At 65.8% G+C, this 21,683-nt stretch carries 21 protein-coding genes and 1 pseudogene; 13 read left to right on the top strand and 9 right to left on the bottom strand.

Annotation, left to right across the window (positions count from 1 at the left end; genetic code table 11):
* Positions 1 to 15 precede the first annotated feature (15 nt).
* From leuS to holA, 3 genes are read left to right on the top strand one after another with little or no spacing between them, the layout of a single operon-like run.
* The gene (gene leuS / locus ACXAD2_RS09995) at positions 16 to 2,586 is read left to right on the top strand and encodes a leucine--tRNA ligase (RefSeq protein ID WP_475169461.1); all 2,571 of its coding nucleotides are present in this window, start codon (positions 16 to 18) and stop codon (positions 2,584 to 2,586) included.
* The gene (gene lptE, locus ACXAD2_RS09990; RefSeq protein WP_475169459.1) at positions 2,573 to 3,070 is read left to right on the top strand and encodes an LPS assembly lipoprotein LptE; all 498 of its coding nucleotides are present in this window, start codon (positions 2,573 to 2,575) and stop codon (positions 3,068 to 3,070) included. The genes leuS and lptE overlap by 14 nt, the downstream gene beginning before the upstream one ends.
* Entirely contained in the window at positions 3,067 to 4,095 is a 1,029-nt protein-coding gene (holA, locus tag ACXAD2_RS09985) for a DNA polymerase III subunit delta (protein ID WP_475169457.1), read from the top strand. Before lptE ends, holA begins: the two co-directional genes overlap by 4 nt.
* On the opposite strand, the gene ACXAD2_RS09980 is transcribed toward holA, so the two are convergent.
* The 6 genes from ACXAD2_RS09980 to pyk form a co-directional block, all read right to left on the bottom strand.
* Positions 4,092 to 4,376, bottom strand: a complete 285-nt coding sequence (locus ACXAD2_RS09980) for a YrhK family protein (RefSeq protein WP_475169455.1) — start codon at positions 4,374 to 4,376, stop codon at positions 4,092 to 4,094. The two genes, holA and ACXAD2_RS09980, sit on opposite strands and share 4 nt — an antisense overlap.
* 84 nt (positions 4,377 to 4,460) lie before the next feature.
* Positions 4,461 to 5,531, bottom strand: coding sequence for a phenylalanine--tRNA ligase subunit alpha (gene pheS / locus ACXAD2_RS09975; RefSeq protein ID WP_475169450.1), 1,071 nt, complete (start codon positions 5,529 to 5,531; stop codon positions 4,461 to 4,463).
* A gap of 252 nt (positions 5,532 to 5,783) precedes the next feature.
* Positions 5,784 to 6,149 (bottom strand): 50S ribosomal protein L20, encoded by a 366-nt coding sequence (gene rplT / locus ACXAD2_RS09970; RefSeq protein ID WP_066102884.1) that lies wholly within the window; start codon positions 6,147 to 6,149, stop codon positions 5,784 to 5,786.
* A gap of 17 nt (positions 6,150 to 6,166) precedes the next feature.
* On the bottom strand, positions 6,167 to 6,367 hold the full coding sequence (gene rpmI / locus ACXAD2_RS09965) for a 50S ribosomal protein L35 (RefSeq protein ID WP_009504408.1): 201 nt from the start codon (positions 6,365 to 6,367) through the stop codon (positions 6,167 to 6,169).
* 134 nt (positions 6,368 to 6,501) lie between these two features.
* A complete protein-coding gene (locus ACXAD2_RS09960) occupies positions 6,502 to 6,726 on the bottom strand; it encodes a hypothetical protein (RefSeq protein ID WP_066106791.1) in 225 nt (74 codons plus the stop codon).
* 161 nt (positions 6,727 to 6,887) lie between these two features.
* Positions 6,888 to 8,333, bottom strand: a complete 1,446-nt coding sequence (gene pyk / locus ACXAD2_RS09955) for a pyruvate kinase (RefSeq protein ID WP_475169448.1) — start codon at positions 8,331 to 8,333, stop codon at positions 6,888 to 6,890.
* Positions 8,334 to 8,547: 214 nt separating this feature from the next.
* Here pyk and ACXAD2_RS09950 point away from each other — a divergent pair, with 214 nt between their 5' ends.
* Both ACXAD2_RS09950 and ACXAD2_RS09945 read left to right on the top strand, forming a co-directional pair.
* Entirely contained in the window at positions 8,548 to 9,285 is a 738-nt protein-coding gene (locus ACXAD2_RS09950; RefSeq protein WP_475169446.1) for an N-formylglutamate amidohydrolase, read from the top strand.
* Positions 9,286 to 9,302: 17 nt separating this feature from the next.
* Positions 9,303 to 9,614 carry a DUF1244 domain-containing protein gene (locus ACXAD2_RS09945; RefSeq protein ID WP_066102879.1) on the top strand — a complete coding sequence of 104 codons (312 nt, stop codon included), beginning with the start codon at positions 9,303 to 9,305 and terminating at the stop codon, positions 9,612 to 9,614.
* Positions 9,615 to 9,689: 75 nt separating this feature from the next.
* On the opposite strand, the gene ACXAD2_RS09940 is transcribed toward ACXAD2_RS09945, so the two are convergent.
* Positions 9,690 to 10,844 carry an SRPBCC family protein gene (locus tag ACXAD2_RS09940; RefSeq protein ID WP_475169443.1) on the bottom strand — a complete coding sequence of 385 codons (1,155 nt, stop codon included), beginning with the start codon at positions 10,842 to 10,844 and terminating at the stop codon, positions 9,690 to 9,692.
* 209 nt (positions 10,845 to 11,053) lie between these two features.
* On the opposite strand from ACXAD2_RS09940, the gene ACXAD2_RS09935 reads away from it, so the two are divergent.
* Positions 11,054 to 11,680 (top strand): glutathione S-transferase family protein, encoded by a 627-nt coding sequence (locus ACXAD2_RS09935; RefSeq protein WP_475169441.1) that lies wholly within the window; start codon positions 11,054 to 11,056, stop codon positions 11,678 to 11,680.
* Here ACXAD2_RS09935 and ACXAD2_RS09930 read toward each other — a convergent pair.
* Entirely contained in the window at positions 11,677 to 12,468 is a 792-nt protein-coding gene (locus ACXAD2_RS09930; protein WP_475169438.1) for a helix-turn-helix transcriptional regulator, read from the bottom strand. The genes ACXAD2_RS09935 and ACXAD2_RS09930 overlap by 4 nt on opposite strands.
* Before the next feature lie 86 nt (positions 12,469 to 12,554).
* Here ACXAD2_RS09930 and ACXAD2_RS09925 point away from each other — a divergent pair, with 86 nt between their 5' ends.
* The 7 genes and pseudogenes from ACXAD2_RS09925 to ACXAD2_RS09895 all read left to right on the top strand — a co-directional run bounded on the left by ACXAD2_RS09925 (position 12,555) and on the right by ACXAD2_RS09895 (position 19,804).
* Positions 12,555 to 13,640 (top strand): ABC transporter ATP-binding protein, encoded by a 1,086-nt coding sequence (locus ACXAD2_RS09925; protein ID WP_475169436.1) that lies wholly within the window; start codon positions 12,555 to 12,557, stop codon positions 13,638 to 13,640.
* On the top strand, positions 13,640 to 14,557 hold the full coding sequence (locus tag ACXAD2_RS09920) for an ABC transporter permease (RefSeq protein ID WP_475169435.1): 918 nt from the start codon (positions 13,640 to 13,642) through the stop codon (positions 14,555 to 14,557). Before ACXAD2_RS09925 ends, ACXAD2_RS09920 begins: the two co-directional genes overlap by 1 nt.
* A gap of 385 nt (positions 14,558 to 14,942) precedes the next feature.
* Positions 14,943 to 15,752, top strand: a complete 810-nt coding sequence (locus ACXAD2_RS09915) for an ABC transporter permease (RefSeq protein ID WP_203595263.1) — start codon at positions 14,943 to 14,945, stop codon at positions 15,750 to 15,752.
* 43 nt (positions 15,753 to 15,795) lie between these two features.
* Positions 15,796 to 16,822, top strand: a pseudogene (locus ACXAD2_RS09910) (extracellular solute-binding protein).
* A 2-nt stretch (positions 16,823 to 16,824) separates the two neighbouring features.
* The gene (locus tag ACXAD2_RS09905; protein WP_475169433.1) at positions 16,825 to 17,586 is read left to right on the top strand and encodes a carbon-nitrogen hydrolase family protein; all 762 of its coding nucleotides are present in this window, start codon (positions 16,825 to 16,827) and stop codon (positions 17,584 to 17,586) included.
* A 3-nt stretch (positions 17,587 to 17,589) separates the two neighbouring features.
* Positions 17,590 to 18,954, top strand: a complete 1,365-nt coding sequence (locus ACXAD2_RS09900; RefSeq protein WP_475169432.1) for an aminotransferase class III-fold pyridoxal phosphate-dependent enzyme — start codon at positions 17,590 to 17,592, stop codon at positions 18,952 to 18,954.
* A gap of 94 nt (positions 18,955 to 19,048) precedes the next feature.
* The gene (locus ACXAD2_RS09895; RefSeq protein WP_475169431.1) at positions 19,049 to 19,804 is read left to right on the top strand and encodes a phasin family protein; all 756 of its coding nucleotides are present in this window, start codon (positions 19,049 to 19,051) and stop codon (positions 19,802 to 19,804) included.
* Between the two features lie 79 nt (positions 19,805 to 19,883).
* Here ACXAD2_RS09895 and ACXAD2_RS09890 read toward each other — a convergent pair whose 3' ends face one another.
* Entirely contained in the window at positions 19,884 to 21,680 is a 1,797-nt protein-coding gene (locus ACXAD2_RS09890; protein ID WP_475169429.1) for a PHA/PHB synthase family protein, read from the bottom strand.
* Positions 21,681 to 21,683: the final 3 nt, after the last annotated feature.

Genomic DNA, 21,683 nt, shown 5'->3' with positions numbered 1-21,683 from the left:
GAGGGACAACAGATTATGTCGCGCTACGACCCCGCCACGATCGAGCCGAAATGGCAGGCCGCCTGGGAAGAGGCCCTGACCTTCAAGGCCACCCGCTCGGCCGACAAGCCGAAATACTACGTGCTGGAAATGTTCCCCTACCCCTCGGGGCGCATCCACATCGGCCACGTCCGCAACTACACGATGGGTGACGTGATCGCCCGCTATAAAAAGCAGAACGGCTTCAACGTGCTGCACCCGATGGGCTTTGACGCCTTTGGCATGCCCGCCGAGAACGCCGCGATGGCTTCGGGCGGTCACCCCAAGGACTGGACCTATTCCAACATCGACACGATGGTCGCGCAGATGAAGCCGCTGGGCTTTGGCCTCGACTGGTCGCGCATGTTCGCCACCTGCGATCCGGAATATTACGGCCAGCAGCAGGCGCTGTTCCTCGACATGCTCGACAAGGGCCTCGTCTACCGCAAGAACGCCGTGGTGAACTGGGATCCGGTCGACATGACCGTGCTCGCCAACGAGCAGGTCGAGAACGGTCGCGGCTGGCGTTCGGGCGCGCTGGTCGAGCGCAAGGAACTCACCCAGTGGTTCTTTAAGATCTCCGACTTCTCGGGCGAGCTGCTCGACGCGCTCGACACGCTCGATGACTGGCCCGCCAAGGTGAAGCTGATGCAGGCGAACTGGATCGGGCGTTCGCGCGGTCTGCAGTTCTCCTTCGACACGCTGGATGCCCCCGAGGGCTTCGACAAGATCGAGTGCTACACCACCCGGCCCGACACGCTGCACGGTGCGTCCTTCGTCGGCATCTCGCCGGACCATCCGCTTGCGAAAGATCTGGAGGCCTCGAACCCCGAGCTTGCCGCTTTCGTCGCCGAGTGCCGCCGCATGGGCACCTCGGAAGAAGAGCTGGAGAAGGCCGAGAAGCGTGGCTTCGACACCGGTATCAAGGTGCGTCACCCGTTCGACGAGAGCTGGGAGCTGCCGGTCTATATCGCCAACTTCATCCTCATGGATTACGGCACCGGCGCGATCTTCGGCTGCCCGGGCCACGACCAGCGCGACCACGACTTCTGCAGCAAATACGGCCTGCCGATCGTGGAAACCTTCGTGCCGCTCGAGGGTGAGATCGACATCCAGGCAGAGCCCTTCGTTCCCGCCAAGACCGAGAAGGTGCGTTACACCCGTCTCGTCGCCGGGGAAGAGGTGCAGACCGGCGAAGAGGCCGTCAACGCCGCCGTCGATTTCTGCGCGTCGAAGGGCATTGGCGAAGGCGTGACCAAATACCGCCTGCGTGACTGGGGCCTGTCGCGCCAGCGCTACTGGGGCGCGCCGATTCCCGTGGTTCATTGCGAGGCCTGCGGCGTGGTGCCCGAGAAGAAGGAAAACCTTCCGATCGCGCTGCCCTACGACGAAGACGGCACGCCGATCGATTTCTCGGTGCCGGGCAACCCGCTCGACCGTCACCCCTCGTGGCGCGACTGTGCCTGCCCGTCCTGCGGCGCCCCGGCGCGGCGCGAAACCGACACGATGGACACCTTCGTCGATTCGAGCTGGTACTTCGCCCGCTTCACCTCGCCGCGCGCCGACACGCCCATCGACATGGCCGAGGCCGAGTATTGGATGAACGTCGATCAGTATATCGGCGGCATCGAGCACGCGATCCTGCACCTGCTCTACTCGCGCTTCTTCGCCCGCGCGATGCACATCACCGGCCACCTCCCCGAAAAGAGCAAGGAGCCGTTCAACGCGCTCTTTACCCAAGGCATGGTGACCCACGCGATCTATCAGACGCGCAACGCCGAAGGCCGTCCGGTCTACCACTACCCCGAGGCGGTGGAACTGAGGGACGGCAAGGGCTTCCTTGCAGACGGCACCGAGGTCGAGATCATCCCCTCGGCCAAGATGTCCAAGTCCAAGAACAACGTGGTCGACCCGGTCGCGATCATCGGCCAGTACGGCGCCGATACCGCGCGCTGGTTCGTGCTGTCGGACAGCCCGCCCGAGCGTGACGTGGAATGGACCGCTTCGGGGGCCGAGGCGGCGTCCAAGCACCTCGCGCGGGTCTACCGCATCGCCGCCGAGATCGCCGAGTCGGACGCGCCCGAGAGTGCCGAGGACAAGGCCCTGCTGCGCGAGATGCACAAGGCGATCCACGATGTGACCATGGGCGTCGAAAGCTTCGGCTTCAACGCGGCCATCGCCAAGCTCTATGCCTTCACCGGCGTGCTGGGCAAATCCAAGGCCGGCAGCGCGGCCAAGCGCGAGGCGGCGAAGGTTCTGGCGCAGCTGATGTCGCCGATGACCCCGCACCTGTCCGAGGAAGTCTGGCAGCTGCTCGGCGGCGAAGGGCTGATCGCCACCGCGCCCTGGCCCAAGGCCGACGAGGCGATGCTGGTCGAAGACAGCGTGACCCTGCCGATTCAGGTCAACGGCAAGCGCCGCGGAGAACTGACCGTTCCCAAGGACATGCCCAAGGAAGAGATTGAAAAACTCGTCCTCGCACATGATGCTGTGGTGCGGACCCTCGAAGGGGCCGCGCCGAAGAAACTCATCGTGGTGCCGGGCCGGATCGTCAATGTGGTCGCCTAATCGTCGAACCTTCCTCGCAGCCTGCGGCGCGCTTGCGCTCGCGGGCTGCGGATTTACCCCGGTTTACGGGCCGCAGGGGCGCGGGCAGGCGCTGCTCGGCCAGATCGCGCTGAGCGATCCGGATAGCCCCAACGCCTATCTCTTCAACCGCCGGATCGAGGAACGGCTGGGCCGCGCTCCAAGCGGCGCGCCCTATCAGCTCGAGACGACGATCCGCACCGAAAGCACCGGGCAGGGCTCGCTCGCTGACGGCAACACCACCCGCATCCGTCTGGTCGGCGACGCCAGCTTCAAACTGCGCGACACGGCCAGTGCCGAGACGCTGACCGAGGGCTCCACCTCGTCGTTCACCGGCTATTCCACCACCGGCTCGACCGCGGCCACGCAGGCCTCGGAGCGCGACGCCGAAGAGCGGCTGATGATCATGCTCGCCGACCGGGTGATCGACCGGCTGATGCTGGTCGCCGCAGACCTGCCGCAATGAAGCTGTCCGGGCGCGACGCACAGGCCTTCTTCCGCAAGCCGGATCCCACGCGGTCCGGCGTGCTGCTGTTCGGCGAGGACGCCATGCGCGTCGCCCATCGCCGGCAAGAGGTGATCGCCGCTCTGGTCGGCCCCGAGGCCGAGACGGAAATGCGGCTCACGCGGATGTCGGGCGGTGATCTGCGCAAGGATCCCGCGATGCTGCTCGACGCGGTAAAGGCGCAGGGGTTCTTCCCCGGCCCGCGCGTGGTGTTTGTGGAAGAGGCGACCGACGGGCTCGCCAAGATCATGGGCGCGGCGCTGACCGACTGGCGCCCCGGCGATGCGCAGATCATCGTCACCGCGGGTCAGCTCACCGCCAAATCCGCCCTGCGCAAGCTCTTCGAGGCCGCGCCCGAGGCGCTGGCCATCGGCATCTACTCCGATCCTCCGGGCCGCGACGAGATCGAGGCCGCGCTGACCAAGGCCGGGCTCACCCAGGTCGATCGCGCCGCCTTCGATGCGCTTGATCATCTGGCCCGTGCGCTGGAGCCTGGCGACTTCCGGCAGGTTCTGGAAAAGCTCGCGCTCTACAAGCTGGACGATCCCGCGCCGCTGATGCCCGAGGAGGTCGCCGCCTGCGCGCCCGCCTCCATCGAGGCAGAGCTGGACGACATCCTGCATGTGGTGGCCGAGGGCCGCTCGCCCGAGATCGGCCCGCTGATGCAGCGGCTGGAAGGGCAGGGCGTGGCGCCGGTGACGCTGTTGATCATGGCCATGCGCCACTTCCGCGTGCTCTACACGCTGGCCTCGGCACAGGGTGGCCCGCAAGCGGGTGTGCAACGCCTGCGCCCGCCGCTCTTCGGCCCGCGCCGCGACCGCATGCTGCGTCAGGCCTCGGGCTGGAATGCGGACCGGCTCGAAGACGCGCTGTCGATGCTGATGGAGACCGATCTGTCGATCCGCTCCGCCGGGGCCCGCGCCCCCGCCATGGCGCTGGTCGAGCGCAATTTCGTGCGCCTCGCCTGGCTCGCCTCGCGGCGCTAGCCGCCCTTTTCCCGCTCCGCCAGCGTCTCCAGCTTGCCCATCTGCCAGAGCTTGATCTCGCGCGTCAGCCGCAGCGTCGGCTTCACCATGAACAGCACAGAGCCCACGGTGAAGAACCAGATCGCGATGGTCTCATACTGCTTCCAGAAGAACAGCACAGAGCCGATGGTGAAACAGACCGCCGCGCCGAAATCGACGAGCGTGTGGGCAATCTCGAAAAGCGCGTAGACGCGCCGCGTGTCGGCGTTGCGCTGCCGATTGGCGTGGTTGAACAGCTTCATGGACCAGAAGATGGCGCGCCGCCGGCAAAGGAAAAGGCCCGGCGCTGGTGCACCGGGCCCTCTGATCCTGCCAAGCAACGCGCTTTAGCGCGACAGCCCGCCGTGCAGCGTCGGCACGTCCAGCGAGGCGAAACCGTAGTTCCGAAGCCAGCGCAGATCGGAATCGAAGAAAGCGCGCAGGTCGGGGATGCCGTATTTCAGCATGGCGATCCGGTCGATGCCCATGCCGAAGGCAAAGCCCTGCCATTCGTTGGGATCGATGCCGCCCGCCTGCAGCACCTTGGGGTGCACCATGCCCGAGCCCAGAACCTCCAGCCAATCGTCGCCCTCACCCACGGTGACAGAGCCGTCTTTCCACTGGCACTGGATGTCCACCTCGGCCGAGGGCTCGGTGAAGGGGAAGTGCGAGGCGCGGAAGCGTGTCTTCACCGAGCGGCCGAAATAGGCCGAGAAGAACTCTTCCAGCACCCACTTGAGGTTCGCCATCGAGATATCCTTGTCGATGGCAAGCCCCTCGACCTGATGGAACATCGGCGTGTGGGTCTGGTCGTAATCGGCGCGGTAGACGCGGCCCGGGCAGATGATCCGCGTCGGCGCGCCGCCCGCTTCCATCGAGCGGATCTGCACCGGCGAGGTATGGGTGCGCAGCACATGCGGCGGGCGCTCGTCGCCGTCGGCGCGATGCATGTAGAACGTGTCCATCTCGGCGCGGGCCGGGTGATGGCCGGGAATGTTCAGCGCGTCGAAATTGTACCAGTCGGTCTCGACCTGCGGGCCTTCGGCCACGGCAAAGCCCATGTCGGCAAAGATCGCGGTGCATTCTTCCCAGACCTGGCTGACCGGGTGGATACTGCCGACGCGGCGGTTGCGGCCGGGCAGGGTGACGTCCAGCCATTCGGCCTGCAGGCGCTCGTTCAGCGCCGCATCCGCCAGCGCCGCCTTCTTGGCACCGAGCGCCGCGTTGATCTCATCCTTCAGCGCGTTGAGCTTCGGTCCCATGACCTGCCGCTCTTCGGGGCTCATCTTGCCCAGCTCGCGCATCTTCAGGCTGATCTCGCCCTTCTTGCCAACGGCCTGCACCCGCAGATCCTCAAGCGCGGGTTCATCCGCCGCCTTGCCAATCAGGTCGATATACTTGTCGCGCAGGTCGTCCATTCGGGGCCTCTTCCGAGCATCTCTTCGGGGTCGTGCAGTACCGGCTGCGGGGGCGGCGCGCAAGGGCAGGGACCCGCTGCTCTTCGTCTCGATGCAAATATCCCGGGGGAGCCGCGCATCGCGCGGCGGGGGCAGAGCCCCCAGACACGTCACAGGCCGAGGTAAAGGGCCGAGGTCACAGCCCAGCGAGGGCGCAAAAGAAAACGCCGCCCCCGAAGGAGCGGCGTTTCGAAACTCAGCCGTTGGCGCCTATCAGGCGGCCAGCGCGCCTTTCGCCTGGTCGACGATGGCGTTGAAGGCTTCCGGCTCGTGCACGGCGAGATCCGCCAGCACTTTACGGTCAACTTCGATGCCAGCCAGGTTCAGGCCGTTGATGAACTTCGAGTAGGTCAGAGCCTCGTCATGCGCGCGAACGGCAGCGTTGATACGCTGGATCCACAGAGCGCGGAAGTTGCGCTTGCGGTTCTTGCGGTCGCGGGTCGCGTACTGGTTCGCCTTATCGACGGCCTGTGCTGCAACCTTGAAGGTGTTCTTACGACGGCCATAGTAACCTTTGGCTGCCTTGATGACCTTCTTGTGACGGGCGTGGGTGACTACACCACCTTTGACTCGTGCCATGGATCAGAACTCCTTGTTCAGCGGTCGTAGGGCATGTAGCCCTTGACGATTTTTGCGTCGGGAGCCGACAGCGTGGTGGTGCCGCGAGCGTCGCGGATGAACTTCGTGGTGCGCTTGATCATGCCGTGGCGCTTGCCGGCCTGACCAGCCACGACCTTGCCGGTCGCGGTGACCTTGAAGCGCTTCTTGGCGCTCGACTTTGTCTTCATCTTGGGCATTTTCGTCTCCTTAACGAAGTGCGTTCAGCGCAACTCGGCATGCCACAGGAGCCGGCCGCGCGGTTAGAGGCGCCCCTATAGGCGGGAGCGGGCTGCGGTGCAAGCCCTTATCGGTGGGAAGAGGCGGCGCGCGGTCAGCGGATCAGCGCGCCGATCACGCCATAAAGCGCGTCTTCGATCTCGGCAAGCCCATAGCCGCCGGGGCGCGAGACCTGCGCATGCAGCACAAAGCCGATGCCAAGCGCGAGCAGCAGAGCCCCGGCCCATGGTCGCCGCCGCTCGGCCCAAGCGGCCACCAGAAACGGCAGGCCGAACCCGGCAAGCAGCAGGCCAAGCACGAGGAACTGATCTGGGGTCACGCCGCTGCGGCCTTTCGCGGAACTGATCAAACGGACACATGCCTTTGCCGGCACCGATGAGAGTTTAGCGCGGCGGCGGCGCAGATCAAAACGCAGCGGCGCGCGCCGGGGAAGGGCGCGCGCCGCGAAAGCTTAACAGTGATTTGCGGTCGTGACTGCGCTTACTCGGGATCGGTCGAATAGATCAGCCGCTCGTCGCAGGGGGCGACGCGCAGGATGTTCGTGGTGCCCGACATGTTGAAGGGCACGCCGGCGGTCACGATGATATTGTCCTCGGTCCCCGCGTAGCCCTGCGCCCGCGCCGCGCGCGCGGCATTGACCACCGCCTGCTTGAATTGCTCGAGCTCGCCGGTCATCACGCAGTTGGTGCCCCATGTCAGCGACAGCCGCCGCGCCGTGCCGCGCAGCGAGGTCATCGCGATGATCGGCACCCGCGGACGCTCGCGCGCCACCAGCGCGGCGGTGGTGCCCGAGGAGGTGAAGCAGCAGATCGCCTTCACGTTGGCGGTCTCGGCGATCTCGCGCGCTGCCGCAACGATGCCGTCCGCGACGGTGTTGCGGGCGATGTTGCGCGAGTTCTCCATGACCTCGGTGAAGGTCGGGTCCTTCTCGACGCTGATCGCCACGTTGTTCATCGTGGTCACCGCCTCGACCGGGTACTGCCCGGCGGCGGATTTGGCCGAGAGCATCACCGCGTCCGAGCCTTCATAGATGGCCGTGGCCACGTCCGAGACCTCGGCGCGGGTGGGCATCGGGCTCTCGATCATCGATTCGAGCATCTGCGTCGCGACGATCACCGGCTTGCCCGCGGCGCGGCACTTGCGGATCAGCCGCTTCTGGATCGGCGGCACCGCCTGCACCGGCAGTTCCACGCCCAGGTCGCCGCGCGCCACCATGATGCCGTCGGACACCGCGAGGATCTCGTCAAAGGCCTTCACCGCCGAGGGTTTCTCGATCTTCGACAGGATCGCGGCCCGCCCGTCGCAGAGCTTGCGCGCTTCTTCCACATCCTCGGGGCGCTGCACAAAGCTCAGCGCCAGCCAGTCGACGCCAAGCGCCGCGGCGAACTCGAGATCGGCCCGGTCCTTCTCCGACAGCGCCGCCAGCGGCAGCACCACGTCGGGCACGTTGACGCCCTTGCGGTTCGAGATGGTGCCGCCCGCCTCGACCACGCAATTGGCGAAATCCTCGCCGCATTCCTCGACCCGCATGCGGATCTTGCCGTCGTTCACCAGCAGGTGCGCGCCAACGCCAAGCGCCTGAAAGATCTCGGGGTGGGGCAGACAGACGCGCTTTTCGGTGCCCGGCGTCTCGTCGAGGTCGAAGCGGAAGGTCGCGCCCCATTCCAGGTCTTCCGAGCCATTGGCGAACTCGCCCACGCGCAGTTTCGGCCCCTGAAGGTCGGCCAGAATGGCGATCGGGCTGTCCAGATCCTTCTCCACCTGCCGGATGGCGCGGTGCAGCTTGGTGATGTCCTCATGGCTGCCGTGGCTCATGTTCAGGCGGAACACATCGGCCCCGGCCTCATGCAGCGTGCGGATCATCTCGTAGGTGTTGCTCGCCGGGCCAAGCGTGGCCACGATCTTCACTTTGCGCAAACGTCTCATCTGGAACTCCTCGACCTCCTGCCGCGACCCGGCGGGCCGCTTTGCTGTGGAGTTGCGTATTCTCACTCAGCGTAGTGGTTCAAAGCTAAACTATCCACCACCCGCAACGGTTCGGTTATCGCTAACAGCTGCGCCTTTTATTGTCGAATTCCCTTCACGGCGCAACTGATCTAGACATGGCACGCCAGAGATGACGGCAAAGTGCAAAGCGATTATGACCCATACTCCCTACCATATCGAAGGCGCCGAGCGGAAAGGCAGGTTCGTGGTCACCTGCGATCACGCGACACATACCGTGCCGGACGAGCTTGGGGGAACCCTCGGCCTGCCCGAGGCCGACATGGCGCGCCACATTGCCTATGATATAGGCGCGCTGGGAGTTGCCCGCGCGCTTGCCGAGGCGCTGGAAAGCCCCTTGGTCTGGAGCGATTTTTCCCGCCTCGTGATCGACCCCAACCGCGGCGAGGATGATCCCACGCTGCTGATGCGGCTCTATGACGGCTCGGTGATCCCCGGCAATCGCCACGCCGGGCCCGAGGAACGCGCGCGCCGGATCGAAGCTTACTGGCGGCCCTATCACGACGCGGTCGAAAGCCTGCTTGCGCACCGTCCCGAGGCGGCGCTGGTCTCGGTGCATTCCTTCACGCCGCAGTTGCGCGGGCGGCTGCCGCGCCCGTGGCATGTGGGCATTCTGCACGCATGGGACGCGCGGCTGTCGGACGCGCTGCTTGAATTGCTCGCCGCGCAGCCCGATCTGGTGGTGGGACGCAACCAGCCCTATCCGGGCCATCTGCCGGGAGATTCGGTGCATCAGCACGCGCTGAACCATGGCCGCCACAACACGCTGATCGAACTGCGCAACGATCTGATCGAGCGCGAAGAAGATCAGGCCGATTGGGCCGCCCGGCTGGCACCGCTGCTGAAGACCGCGCTGTCCCGCGCGCCCGACTGACTTGAGAGGAGACCAAAATGGACGACCAGACCCGTATCGAGCTTGAAGCCGCCGCCTTCCGCCGCCTGCGCCAGCATCTGATGGAAGACCGCCCCGACGTGGCCAACATCGACCTGATGAACCTCGCCGGGTTCTGCCGCAACTGCCTGTCGCGCTGGTACGAAGAGGCGGCCAATGAACGCGGCATCGAGATGAGCAAATCCGAAGCCCGCGAGATTTTCTACGGCATGCCTTACGACGCGTGGCGCGCCCAGCAAGACGCGGCCACCCCCGAGCAGAAGGCCGCCTTCGAAAAATCCTTCGCCGAAAACGTCACCAACAAGGGCTAAGCTGCGCCCTTCGTCTAGACGAAAATATCCCACGGGGGTCCGGGGGTGTGAAACCCCTGGTCCGCCCTCTCGGTCTCAGCCCGCCGCCGGGAACTTTTCTGGACTCTGCTCGGGGATCTTCCCCGCGATCCACCGCGCGAACTCGAAGTTCGGCCGTTCGAGATGCGACAGCGCGCCGGGCTTGGCAAAGCGCGATTGCATGCCTTTCCACACCCGCTCGGTACAGCCCCGGTCCTCGTCGTTCACCGCGTCGAGCAGACCCTTCAGCGCCTCGAAATGCGCGGCGGCCTCGGGATCGGCGACGAAGTCGGGGTGCAGCCCGCCGCCAAACAGGATCTTCACGTGCCCCGGCCCGTCGGGCGTGAGGCTGAGATACCAGAAATAGCCCGGCGTCAGGGTGATCAGCAGCGCGGGGTAGACCGACAGCAGCCACGTCCGGTGGCGCGCGTCGCCCTGCAGTTCGGTGTTGCTTGGGTGGGCGATCGACAGGGCGATCGAATCGTCCTTCAGGATGTGGTGGTAGTTGAACCCCGCAAATCCTTCCGGGCAGGTCATCTTCCGCAGGTCCACCGCGCCGCCGATGGTGCCGCCGTGGCACATGGGCAGGTGGTAGCTCTCCATGAAATTCTCGGCGAGGATCTTCCAGTTGGTGTCCCAGCGGTGCTCTTCGCGGAAGGTCTCGACGTAGTCCTCCATGCGAAGATAGCCCACCAGATCGTCCATCTCGGGCAGGCTCTCGGCGGGCTCGGGCAGGTCGGGGTCGAGCGTGACCATGATCCAGCCCTTCCAGTCGACGCAGCGCACGGCGGGAAGCCGGGTCTGGTCCTTGCAAAAGCTGCTGTTGAGCTCCATCGCCGGGGCGCCGCGCAGCGTGCCGTCGAGGTTGTAGCTCCACGCATGATAGGGGCAGGTGATCACCCGCGTGGTGCCGCGTCCCTCCAGCAGCACCGACATGCGGTGGCGGCAAACGTTCGACATGGCGCGCAGGCGGCCGTCGCGGTCGCGCAGCACGAGGATCGGCTCACCGGCGATCTCCATCGTCAGATAATCGCCCGGGGTCTTCAGCGCGTCGGTCCGGCCAGCGCAGAGCCAGCTTTTGGCAAAGACATGCGCCTCTTCGAGCGCGAGGAAGCTCTCGGAGGTATAGACCGAGACCGGCATCGCCTGCGCCTCTTCGAAGGGTACGGCGGTGTTAGCGCGCAGCTCGGCGGCGGGATCGTGGATGGTCATGCAGCGCCTCCAGAGGCACGCCGCAAGGGGCGTTAAGAAACTGTTGCGGGACGGCGCGCACCACGCCCTCAAATCGCAGTCCAGTCAAGCGAAACCAGCACCGGCGAGGGGATCATCACGCTTTGTGATCGGGGGAGGCACCAAACAGCGTTTGACCGTCCCCGCGGGGACAGCAGACACTGGGTGCGGAGAAACTCAGGAAGACCGACATGACGCAGATCACCCTCTACGGCCACCCCGACAGCGGCCACGCCTGCAAGGTGGCGCTGGCGCTCTCACTGGCGGGGATCGCGCATGAGACGGTCTTTGTCGACATCTGGGCCGCGCCCGAAACCCGCCCGCCTGCGTTCCTCGCCGCCAGCCCGCTGGCGCAGGTGCCCGCGCTGGTGCTCGAGGATGCGGCGCTCACCCAATCGGGCGCGATCCTGCTGGAGATCGCGTCGCGCTGGCGCGTGCTGGGGGGCGACAGCCCCGAGGGGCTGCGCCGCGGCGCGGGGCTTCTGATGTGGGAGGCCAACCGCATCGGCATGTGCCTGCCGCAGCTGATCGAGGCGCGGCGTCCCCACGGGGACAGCTTTCCGGATGGGGCGGTGGACTGGCTCACCGGGCGCTACGAGACCGACCGCGAGAATTTTGACCGGCTGCTCGGCGAGGGGCCATTCTTCCACGGCGACGCGCCGGGCCTCGGCGATTGCGCGATCTGGGGGTATGTCCAATGGCTCGAGAAGGCCGGTGTCACCCCCTCGGCAGCCATGGCGACATGGACCCAGCGGATGCAGGCGCTGCCCGGCATGAAGAGCGCCGAAGATTTCTTTCCGCAGCCCCAGCCCGCCTAGTCCGACAGCAGCGGCAGGATCAGCGAGAACAGCTCGCCCTGAGAGGAGATGCCGCATTTGCGGTAGAGCTGCTTGCGAAAGACCTTCACCGTCTGCGGGCTGATCTCCAGCCGCAGGGCAATCGACACGGTGCTGTGTCCCCGCAGGATCAGGAGCGCCACCTCGGCCTGCCGCGGGCTGAGACTGATGCTGTGTCGGCTCTGCAGAGAGGCGATCAGCCGCCCGGTCACGGCAGCATCTGTGTAGTCGCCAGAGGACGACAGGCTCGACCATTGCTTTTCGCACAATCCGCAGGCAATCGGCGCTATTTTTTGGGCATAGTCCAGGTCACGTGCGGAAAAGCTCTGCCGAGAAGAGGCGTCGCGCCCAAGGCAGACATGCACGGATACCCCCTCGGCCGGGTAAGCCACATAGGCGATCTCGTCGATCAGTGTGGTGCGCTGGTAATAGGCCGCGAAATACTCGTTTCTCAGGAAGGCATCGGGGGCGATGTCGCGCAGCCGATAGAGCCCGGCGGGGACTTTTCGCACGTGCAGATCGTGGAACGGATCGAGCAGGTAAGCCCCTGAAAGATAATCTTCTTCCAGACGTTCATGCACCCGCTTCTCGCGCGACTGCGTGAACAGAACCTGTGGCTTTCGGGACTGGAAATAGGCGAGCATCGTGGTGTTGTCGATCTCGAAGCTGCGCGACAACCACAAGTAGAGAGCGGCCGGGAAATCCTCGTCCCCAAGGGCGGCGATGGTGCGCCCCAGATGGGCCTCGGCGGAGTTCGGCAGCTGCAGCATCATACCTCCTTGGGGGTATATACCCCCTGATCGGCCAGTTCTTAGCGTGATCCTCCAGAAACCGGGGGTATAGGCAAGGAGATTCGATGCCTGTGGACGCAACTTCACCGACGGCAAACGCGGTCGAGATCGACAACGTGGTGAAGCACTACGGCACGTTCACCGCGCTGCATGGCGTGTCGATGCAGATCGGGGAGGGCGAGTTCTTCACGCTGCTCGGCCCGTCGGGCTGCGGCAAGACCACCTTGCTGCGCTGTATCGCCGGGTTCGAGGACGTCTCGGAAGGGGCCATCCGCCTGCACGGCGAGGATATCGCGCCGCTGCCGCCGCATAAGCGCGAAGTGAACACCGTCTTCCAGCAATACGCGCTGTTTCCGCATATGACCGTGTTGCAGAACGTCATGTTCGGCCTACAGCGCCGGGGCTGGAGCGGCTCGGACGCCAGCGCCCGCGCCAAGCAGGTGATCGAACTGGTGCAACTGGGCCAATTCGCCGAGCGCCGCCCCGGCCAGCTTTCGGGCGGCCAGCAGCAGCGCGTGGCGCTGGCCCGCGCGCTGGCACCGCGGCCCAAGGTCTTGCTGCTCGACGAGCCGCTTTCAGCGCTCGATCTGAAGCTGCGGCAGGCGGTGCGGAGCGAGCTCAAGGCGATCCAGCGCGAGACCGGCATCGCTTTCGTCTTCGTCACCCACGATCAGGAAGAGGCGCTGACCATGTCCGACCGCATCGCGGTGATGTCGGCGGGCCATGTGCAGCAGATCGGCTCCCCGCGCGAAATTTACGAGGCGCCGTCGAACCGCTTCGTGGCGGATTTCATCGGCGAGACCAATCTGCTCGACGTGACCGTGCAGCATGTCTTTGAGGACCGGGCCGAGATCCTGCTTCCGGGCGGCGCCGCGCTGGCCTGCCCGGCGGCGCTGGGCGCGCGGCCGGGGCAGGGGCATCTGTCGCTGCGGCCTGAACGGCTGGGGCTCTGCGCAGCGGGGCAGGGGCAGTTGCAGGGCACGGTCGAGGATCACGTCTACCTCGGCACGGACACGCAGTTGCACACCCGGCTGTCGGATGGCGAGGCGCTGGTGCTGCGGGTGCAGAACGGCGCGGGCGCCATTCCCGAGCGCGGCGCGCAAGTGGGTATCGAGATCGAGGCAGGCGCAGCGCGTCTGCTGTCGGACTGATGGCGGGCGGCGCGCCGGCGGGCGCTTCCAATTCCGAGATCTACAAGGGCAATGGGCCGAAGCTGCTGCTTCCGGCGTGGGTGTTCATCGGCATCTTTCTGGTGATGCCGGTGGGGATCATGGCGGTGTACTCTTTCCTCACCAAAGAGTTCCGCGGCGGCGTCATCTGGGAATTCACATGGGCCGCCTACGATCAGTTCTTCCTCAATCGCGGGCTGTTCGGGGACGAGCCGCCGAGCATCGAGTGGACCTATATCGGCATCTTCTGGCGCTCGATCTGGCAGGCGGGGCTGGCCACGGTGCTGTGCCTGCTGATCGGCTTTCCCACAGCGTGGTTCATCGCCACCCGCGCGGCCAAGGAACGCTCGGTCTGGTTGTTCCTGATCACCGTGCCCTATTGGGTGAACCTGCTCATCCGCACCGTGTCGATGAAGTTCCTGATCCGCGACACCGGCCCGCTGAACGAGTTTCTGCTGGCACTGGGGGTCATCGACACGCCGCTGGCGCTGGTGAACACCAATTTCGCCGTGCAACTGGGGCTTTTCTACAGCTACCTGCCGTTCATGGTGCTGCCGATCTACGCCGCGGTGGAGCGCTATGACTTCTCGCTGTCGGAGGCGGCGGCGGATCTTTACGCCAGCAGTTGGCAGACGCTGCGGCTGGTGATTCTGCCGGTGGTGAAGCCGGGGATCGTGGCGGGCTGCATCCTCGTCTTTGTGCCGTCGCTGGGGGCGTTCCTTGCGCCGGACCTGCTGGGCGGGGCCAAGACATTCATGATCGGCTCGCTGATCGAAGAGCAGTTCAAGGGCGCGGCTGGGAACTGGCCGTTCGGGGCGGCGGCCTCGATGATCCTGCTGACCATCGTCATGGGCGTGCTGCTGATCCACGCACGGGCGCAGACGAAGGGGGAGCGGTGATGGCGGCTCTGGTGCAACGCAAGCCGGGCGAGCGTCGGCCCGTGGGATGGCGCTGCGGCCTTGGGCAAGGGCGCTTTATGGAGGCCAAATTCTGCGTCGTCGGAGCATCGCGCGCGGATGACAAAGCGCCAGCCCGTGGGGACGGGCCGTCGCTCGCCCGGCGCCTTCGGCTTGATTCCGGGCGGCTTGATTCCGGGCGTATTGGCGCGGGGCGACCAGCCCCGGGCCGCGCCCGACCCTCCCCACGGGAGGGCGCATCTTACGATGCCGTTTGCCGCTCGCAGAGCGTTCGGGGTTACGGGATAAATCGCCTGCCACAGTCGTTGCAAAGCGCCCACCCAGGGTCGGGCGCGGCCCTCCGTCCGCAACTCGGGGGGGCATCCTGATGGCCAAACCCGTCGACCTGCGCCGCTTCACCGGCTTTCGCGCGATCACATGGCTCTGCCTTTTCGTGCTCTATGCGCCGCTGGTGATCGTGGCGATCTACAGTTTCAACGACAGCACTTCGATCACCCGCTGGGGCGGCTTCTCGCTGAAGTGGTACGTGGATGTCTTCACCGGCCCCGAGGCGCCGAAGTTCCGCGACGCGGCGATCAACAGCTTTACCATCGCCATCGGGGCGGCGATCTGCGCGACGCTGATTGCCACCGCCGCCGCCGTCGCGATGAACCGGGCCGGGCGCTTCAAGGGTAAGACCGCCAGCCTCGCGCTGATCAACCTGCCGCTCATGGTGCCCGAGATCGTCACTGCCGTGGCCTCGCTGGTGTTCTTCATCACCATCGGCTTTCAGACCGGTCTGCTGACCATCTTCATCGCCCATGTCGTGTTTTGCATCCCCTTCGCCTATCTGCCGATCTCGGCGCGGATGCAGAGCGTGCCGGACATGTACGAGCAGGCGGCGATGGACCTTTACGCCACCCCTTGGGAAGCGTTCCGGCTGGTGCTGCTGCCGCTGATGGTGCCGGGGATCCTCTCGGGGTTCCTCTTGGCGTTCATCATCTCGCTCGATGACTTCCTGATCACGAATTTCGTCAAAGGCGCAGGGGTCGAGACCCTGCCCACGGCGATCTTTGGATCGGTCAAACAGGGCATCAAGCCCAACATCATGGCCATATCGACCCTGCTTCTGGGGGTCTCGGTGGTCTTCGTCACGCTTTCCTGGATCATCGGGCGGGCGGGGCACTCGAAACGATAAAAACCAAGAAACCATCCAACAGACCAACAGCGGAGATCCTGACATGAAGACCTTCCTCACCACATCCGTGCTGGCGCTGTCGCTGGCAACCGGCGCAAGCGCCGAGGGCAAGCTCTCGCTCTACCACTGGTTCGAGTACATCCCGCAGGAATTGCTCGACAAATTCGCCGAGGAGTATGACGTCGAGGTGACCATGGACACTTTCGACAGCAACGAGGCGCTGCTGGCCGCGCTGAAGGCGGGCAAGATGGGCAGCTACGATCTGGCCGTGCCGGGCGACTATATGGTCAAGATCATGGGCGACGAGGGCATGCTCGACACGTTCGAGCCGGGCGAGCTTAGCAACTTCGGCAACATCGAAGACAAGTGGCTGGACGTGGATTTCGATCCGGGCCGCCAGTCCTCGATCCCCTATCAGTGGGGCTCGACCTCCTTCTCGGTGAACAAAGAGGTCTATGATGGCCCGCTCGACAGCCTGTCGCTGATCTTCGAGCCGCCGGCGGACCTGAAGGGCAAGATCAACGTGCTCGACACCTCGGGCGAGACGCTGACGCTGGCCTCGCTCTATCTGGGCATCCCGCAGTGCAGCTCGGACCGCGAGCAGCTGAAGGCGCTCAACGCGCTGGTGCAGGCCGCCAAGCCCGATTGGGCGAGCTTCGGCTCTGACGTGGCCAAGGACGTGCTGGTCTCGGGCGATGCGGCGGCGGGCATGATCTGGTCGGGCTTTTCGGCCAAGGCCCGCGCCGAGGGCGCACCGATCGAGTATGTCTTCCCGAAAGAGGGCATGATCGTCTGGATGGACAACGTCGTGCTGCTGAAGGACGCGCCGAACCGCGACAACGCGCTGAAGTTCATGGACTTCCTGCTCGAGCCCGAAAATGCCGCGGCGGTCACCAACTACGCGCAATACACCGCGGGCGTGAAGGGCGTCGAAGAGTTCCTCGACCCCGAGGTCGCCAATTCGCCCGAGTTCGAACCCTCCTGCGGACGTGAAGGGTGTCTTCGTGGAGGCCTGCGCGCAGGACGTGCAGGAGATGTACGACGCGATCTGGACCAACCTGAAGAAGTGACGATGAAGCTCGCCCTTTATCAGGGGCCGCCCATCGGCGGCGACATCGAGGCGGGGATCTCCCGCCTCGGTGCCCAGCTGGAGGCAGCTGCGGCGGCGGGTGCGCGGATGCTCGTCGCGCCCGAGCTGTTCCTGCCCGGCTACAACCAGCCCGAGTTGCATGGCGCGTTGTCCCAGCCCCGCGGCGGTGACTGGGGCGACCGCCTGTCGGGCCTTGCGCGCGCGGCGGGCTGCGGGCTCTGCGTCGGCTGGGCCGAGCGTGACGACGAGCTGGTCTATAACGCCGCCACCTGCTGGGACGCCGATGGCACCGAGCTGGGCCACTACCGCAAGATCCAGCTGTTCGGGCCGATGGAGAAGGCCAGCTTCGCGCCCGGCTCCGACTACTGCCTGTTCGAGCTGGAAGGCCTGCGCGCCGCCATGCTGATCTGCTACGACGTCGAGTTTGCCGCGCATGTGAAGGCGCTGGCGGAGCGCGGCGCCGAGCTGATCCTTGTGCCGACCGCGAACCCGGTTGGGTTCGAACATGTGTCCCGCGTCTTCGTGCCTGCGCGCGCGGCCGAGGTGGGTGTGACGATTGCCTACGCCAATTTCTGCGGCACCGATGCCGGGCTCTCCTTTGGCGGAGAGTCCCTGATCGCCGGACCGGACGCGCGGCCCCTCGCCAGCGCCGGAACCGCCGAAACGCTGCTCATCGCCGAGGTCGGGACGCCCATCGCGCCCGGTCTTCGCTCTACCCAACTTCAGGACTTCAGGGAGGTCTAACCCATGTCGCTCGATCTCGACATTTCCACCGATGGCGTGCTCACCGCCGACACCAACCTTGTGCAGAGCTGGGCCGACCTGAACGCGCTCAAGCAGTCGGGCGCGCGCACGGTCATCGTCAGCGCCGAGGGCGCCATGGTGCGCGACAGCGAGGGCAACGAGCTGATCGACGGCATCGGCGGGCTGTGGTGCGTCAACGCCGGACACCGGCGAACCGAGATCATCGACGCGATCACCGAGCAGCTGAACACGCTCGACTTCTACTCGACCTTCTACAATTTCACCCATCCCACCGCTGCGGCGCTGGCGGTGAAGCTTGCGGAACTGGCGCCGGGCAACCTCAACAAGGTCCACTTCGGCAATTCCGGCTCGGTCGCGAATGAGACCGCGATCCGCATCCTGCACCATTACTACAACCGCCTTGGCCAGCCGCAGAAGAAGCGCATTCTGTGCCGCCACGGGGCCTACCATGGCTCGACCAACCTCACCGTTGCGATGACCACGCCCGGCTACTCCGAGGGCTGGGGCAAATCCGGGGAATGGGTGCACCACCTGCGCTGCCCGCACCAGTGGCGCGAGGCGCCCGAGATGACCGAGGCGGAATTCCTCGAAGCCCTCAAGCAGGACCTGCTGGACACGATCGCGCATTACGGCGCCGAGACCATCGCCTGCATGGTGGCAGAGCCGATCATGGGCGCGGGCGGCGTCATCGTCCCGCCCGAGGGCTATCACGCCGAGATGGCCGCGATCTGCCGTGCGCATGACATCAAATATGTGACCGACGAGGTGGTCACCGCCTTTGGCCGACTCGGGCATTTCTTCGCCTCGAAGGATGTCTTCGGCGTGCAGCCCGACATCATCAACACGGCCAAGGGGCTTACCTCGGGCTATCAGCCGCTCTCGGCGACGATCATGTCGGATGAGATCCACGAGGTGATCTCGGGTCCCGGCGGCATGTTCTTCCATGGCATGACCTATTCGGGCCATCCCGCCGCCGCCGCTGCGGGGCTCGCCAATATCGCGCTGATGGAGCGGGACCAGATCCCGCAGCGTGTGCAGGTGACCGGCAAGCGGTTCGAGGGGCTGCTGCGCCAGCTCGAAGAGTTCGACATCGTCGGCGAAGTGCGCGGCAGCCACTTCATGATGGGCATCGAGTTCGTGAAGAACAAAGAGACCAAAGAGCCCTTCGCGCCCGAAGAGATGATCGGCCTGCGGATCGCGCGCGAGGCGCAGAAGCGCGGGCTCATCGCGCGGCCTCTGGGCAATATCCTGATCCTCTCGCCGACGCTGATCATGGATGAGGCGATGATCGACCGGGTTGCGGACATCCTGAAGGAGAGCATTGCTGCATTGCAGAGCAGCCTGTGACAAATTGGCCCTGAGCGGGACGTGCAGCGTCCCGCTCGGGCCTCACCTGTGGTAAGGGTGGGCCTGTACTATCCTGCTTGGAAGGAGCCCAGACATGGATAATTCGACCCCCCGCAAGACCACCACGCGTGCCAAGTCGACCACGTCGCGGGGCAGCACGACCCGCCGCCGCAGCCCGGTGAAGGCCGCCGCCGCGTCTGACGCCAAGACGACAACTTCCGTTATAAAAGAAACACCTGAGGCGCCGAAGCCCGAGACCGCAGCAGCGCCCGAGGCCGCCAAAGAGACCCCCAAGGCCGAGACCGCGGCAGCGCCCGCTCCGGAGCCGATCCCGGCTGCGAGCCCTGCCAAACCGGCGGCCAAACCCGCGCCGAAGCCGCGCGCCGCGCCGCGCCGCACGGCCAAATCCGCCGAATCGCCCAAGCCCGCAACGCCGAAACCGGCGCCGCGCGCTGCAGCTGCGAAACCCGCGGCCAGCAGACCCTCTGTGGTGAAGGCTTCTGCCCCGAAGCCCGCCCCGAAACCTGTTGCGAAACCTGCCGCGGCAAGACCCGCCGCCGCGACGGTCGCGCCCACCGAGCGCGAGTTCCGTCTGAGCTGGAATTTCGAGCCCTATGCCGCCACTGCGATCGTCGACACGATGCTCGACATCGGCGCCGAAATGCAGAGCTTCACCGCCGAGCGTGTGCGCGAGGATGTCTCGACACAGCACGCGATGCTGCACTGCAAGACCCCGGCCGAACTGATGCACATCCAGAGCGCCTTCTACCAGAAGGCTAGCGAGGATTACCGCGCGCATTGGGGACGTCTTGCGGAACTTGGCGGCAAGCTGCCCTTCTTCCCCGGCTGATTTTCGGGGACAGAGCATCTGAGGCGGGGCGCCCCCGCCTCTCTTGGGGCGCCCGGGTGGCGCCCCTTTTCGTTCCGCGTCAGCCGAAGACGTAGCTGCCCGGCGCCGCGCCGAGCGAGGGCAGCGGACAAGGTCCCGCCGTCCGTTTCCGCGCGCTGCCGCGCTTGGCGAGCCACTGCGTCCATTTCGGCCACCACGAGCCCTGCTTCACCGGCTGCGCTGCGACCCAATCTTCGCGGTCGGCGGCATGCAGCATGACCTCTCCGATCCGGTAGTGGCGGTGCTTGTGGCCGGGTTCGGACACGATGCCCGAATTATGCCCGCCGCTGGTGAGCGCGAAGGTGATCGGCCCGTCGAAGAATCGCGTCACCTTCCAGACCGAGGGCCATGGCGCGATGTGATCCTTCTCGGTGCCGATGGCGAAGACCGGCAGATGCACGTCCTCCAGCGCCACCGGATCGCCGCCGATCTCAAACTGGCCGAGCGCGAGGCGGTTCTCGAGAAAGAGATGGCGCAGGTATTCCGAATGCATCTTCGCGGGCATCCGCGTGGTGTCGGCGTTCCACGCGATGAGGTCGATCATCGCGGCGCGCTCACCCAACAGGTAGTCGTGGATGGTCCGCGACCAGATCAGGTCCACCGAGCGCAGCATCTGGAAGGCTCCGGCCATCTGGTCGGACCGCAGATAGCCCTGCTGCGCCATCGTATCCTCAAGGAAGGCGACCTGACTGTCGTCGATGAAGAGGGTGATCTCGCCAGCCTCGGTGAAATCCACCTGCGCCGCCAGTAGCGTCAGGGAGGCGAGCCGCTCCTGCCGGCCTTCACGGGCCAAGGCCGCCGCCGCGATCGACAGCAGGGTCCCGCCAAGGCAATAGCCCGCCGCATGCACCCGCTCACCCGGCACCGCGCGGCCAATGGCGTCGAGCGCGTCGAAGATGCCAAGCCGCACATAGTCTTCCATCCCCATCTCCGCTTCCGATGCGCCGGGGTTGAGCCAAGAGATCATGTAAACCTCAAAGCCCTGCCCGGTCAGGTAGCGCACCATGGAGTTCCGCTCGGAGAGATCGAGAATATAGTATTTCATGATCCACGCGGGCACGATCAGCAGCGGCTCGGCGTGGAGCTTCTCGGTGACCGGCGTATAGCGGATAAGCTCCATCAGCGGCGAGCGATGCACCACCTCGCCGGGTGTCGCCGCCAGCGTCTCGCCGACCTTGAAACCGCCGGTGTCGGGCTTTTCGCCCTGCGCCCAGATCGATAAATCCTCTAAGTAATTATGCAGCCCGCGCATCAGGTTGGCGCCGCGCTCTTCCTGCGTGCGCCGCAGCACCACGGGGTTGGTCAGCGCGAAATTCGACGGCGCCACCGCGTCGAGCAATTGCCGGGCGGCGAAATTGGTCAGCTGCGCATGGCGCGGGTTCACGCCCTGCACGCCGGTGGTGGCGCAGTCCCACCACGCCTCGGTCAGCTGAAAGCAGCGGGCGGCGAGATCGAAGGGCCAGTGCTGCCATTCGGGATCGGCGAACCGCCGGTCGCGGCTGAGCGCGGCATGGGCAAAAGGCGCCGTCCCCAGCGCGCAGCCCACCGCGTTCTGCATCATCCGCGCCGCGCCCGAGATCGCGTCTTCCTGCAGCGCCGCCTGTTTTGCGGGGGATCCGGCCAGATGCGCCGCCCAGTCGAACCACGCCGTGGCAAGCCCCATGGGAGAGAGCCCGCCGGTGGCATTGGCCAGCGCCGCGTGAAACGCCCGGTCGATGCCGCCGTGGCGGTCGGCGGCGGATGCATCGGCTTGGCACTGGGCCGGGCTCTGGGCGGGGCGTTGTTCGGGGCGTTGTTCGGGGCGTTGCGCGGGGGAGGGAGGAGCGATGTGCTGCATGGC

The sequence above is a fragment of the Salipiger sp. ABN3_019 genome, from assembly GCF_056158605.1.
The sequence above is the reverse complement of the archived record's forward strand: the minus strand, read 5'-3'. Positions and strand labels throughout refer to the sequence as shown.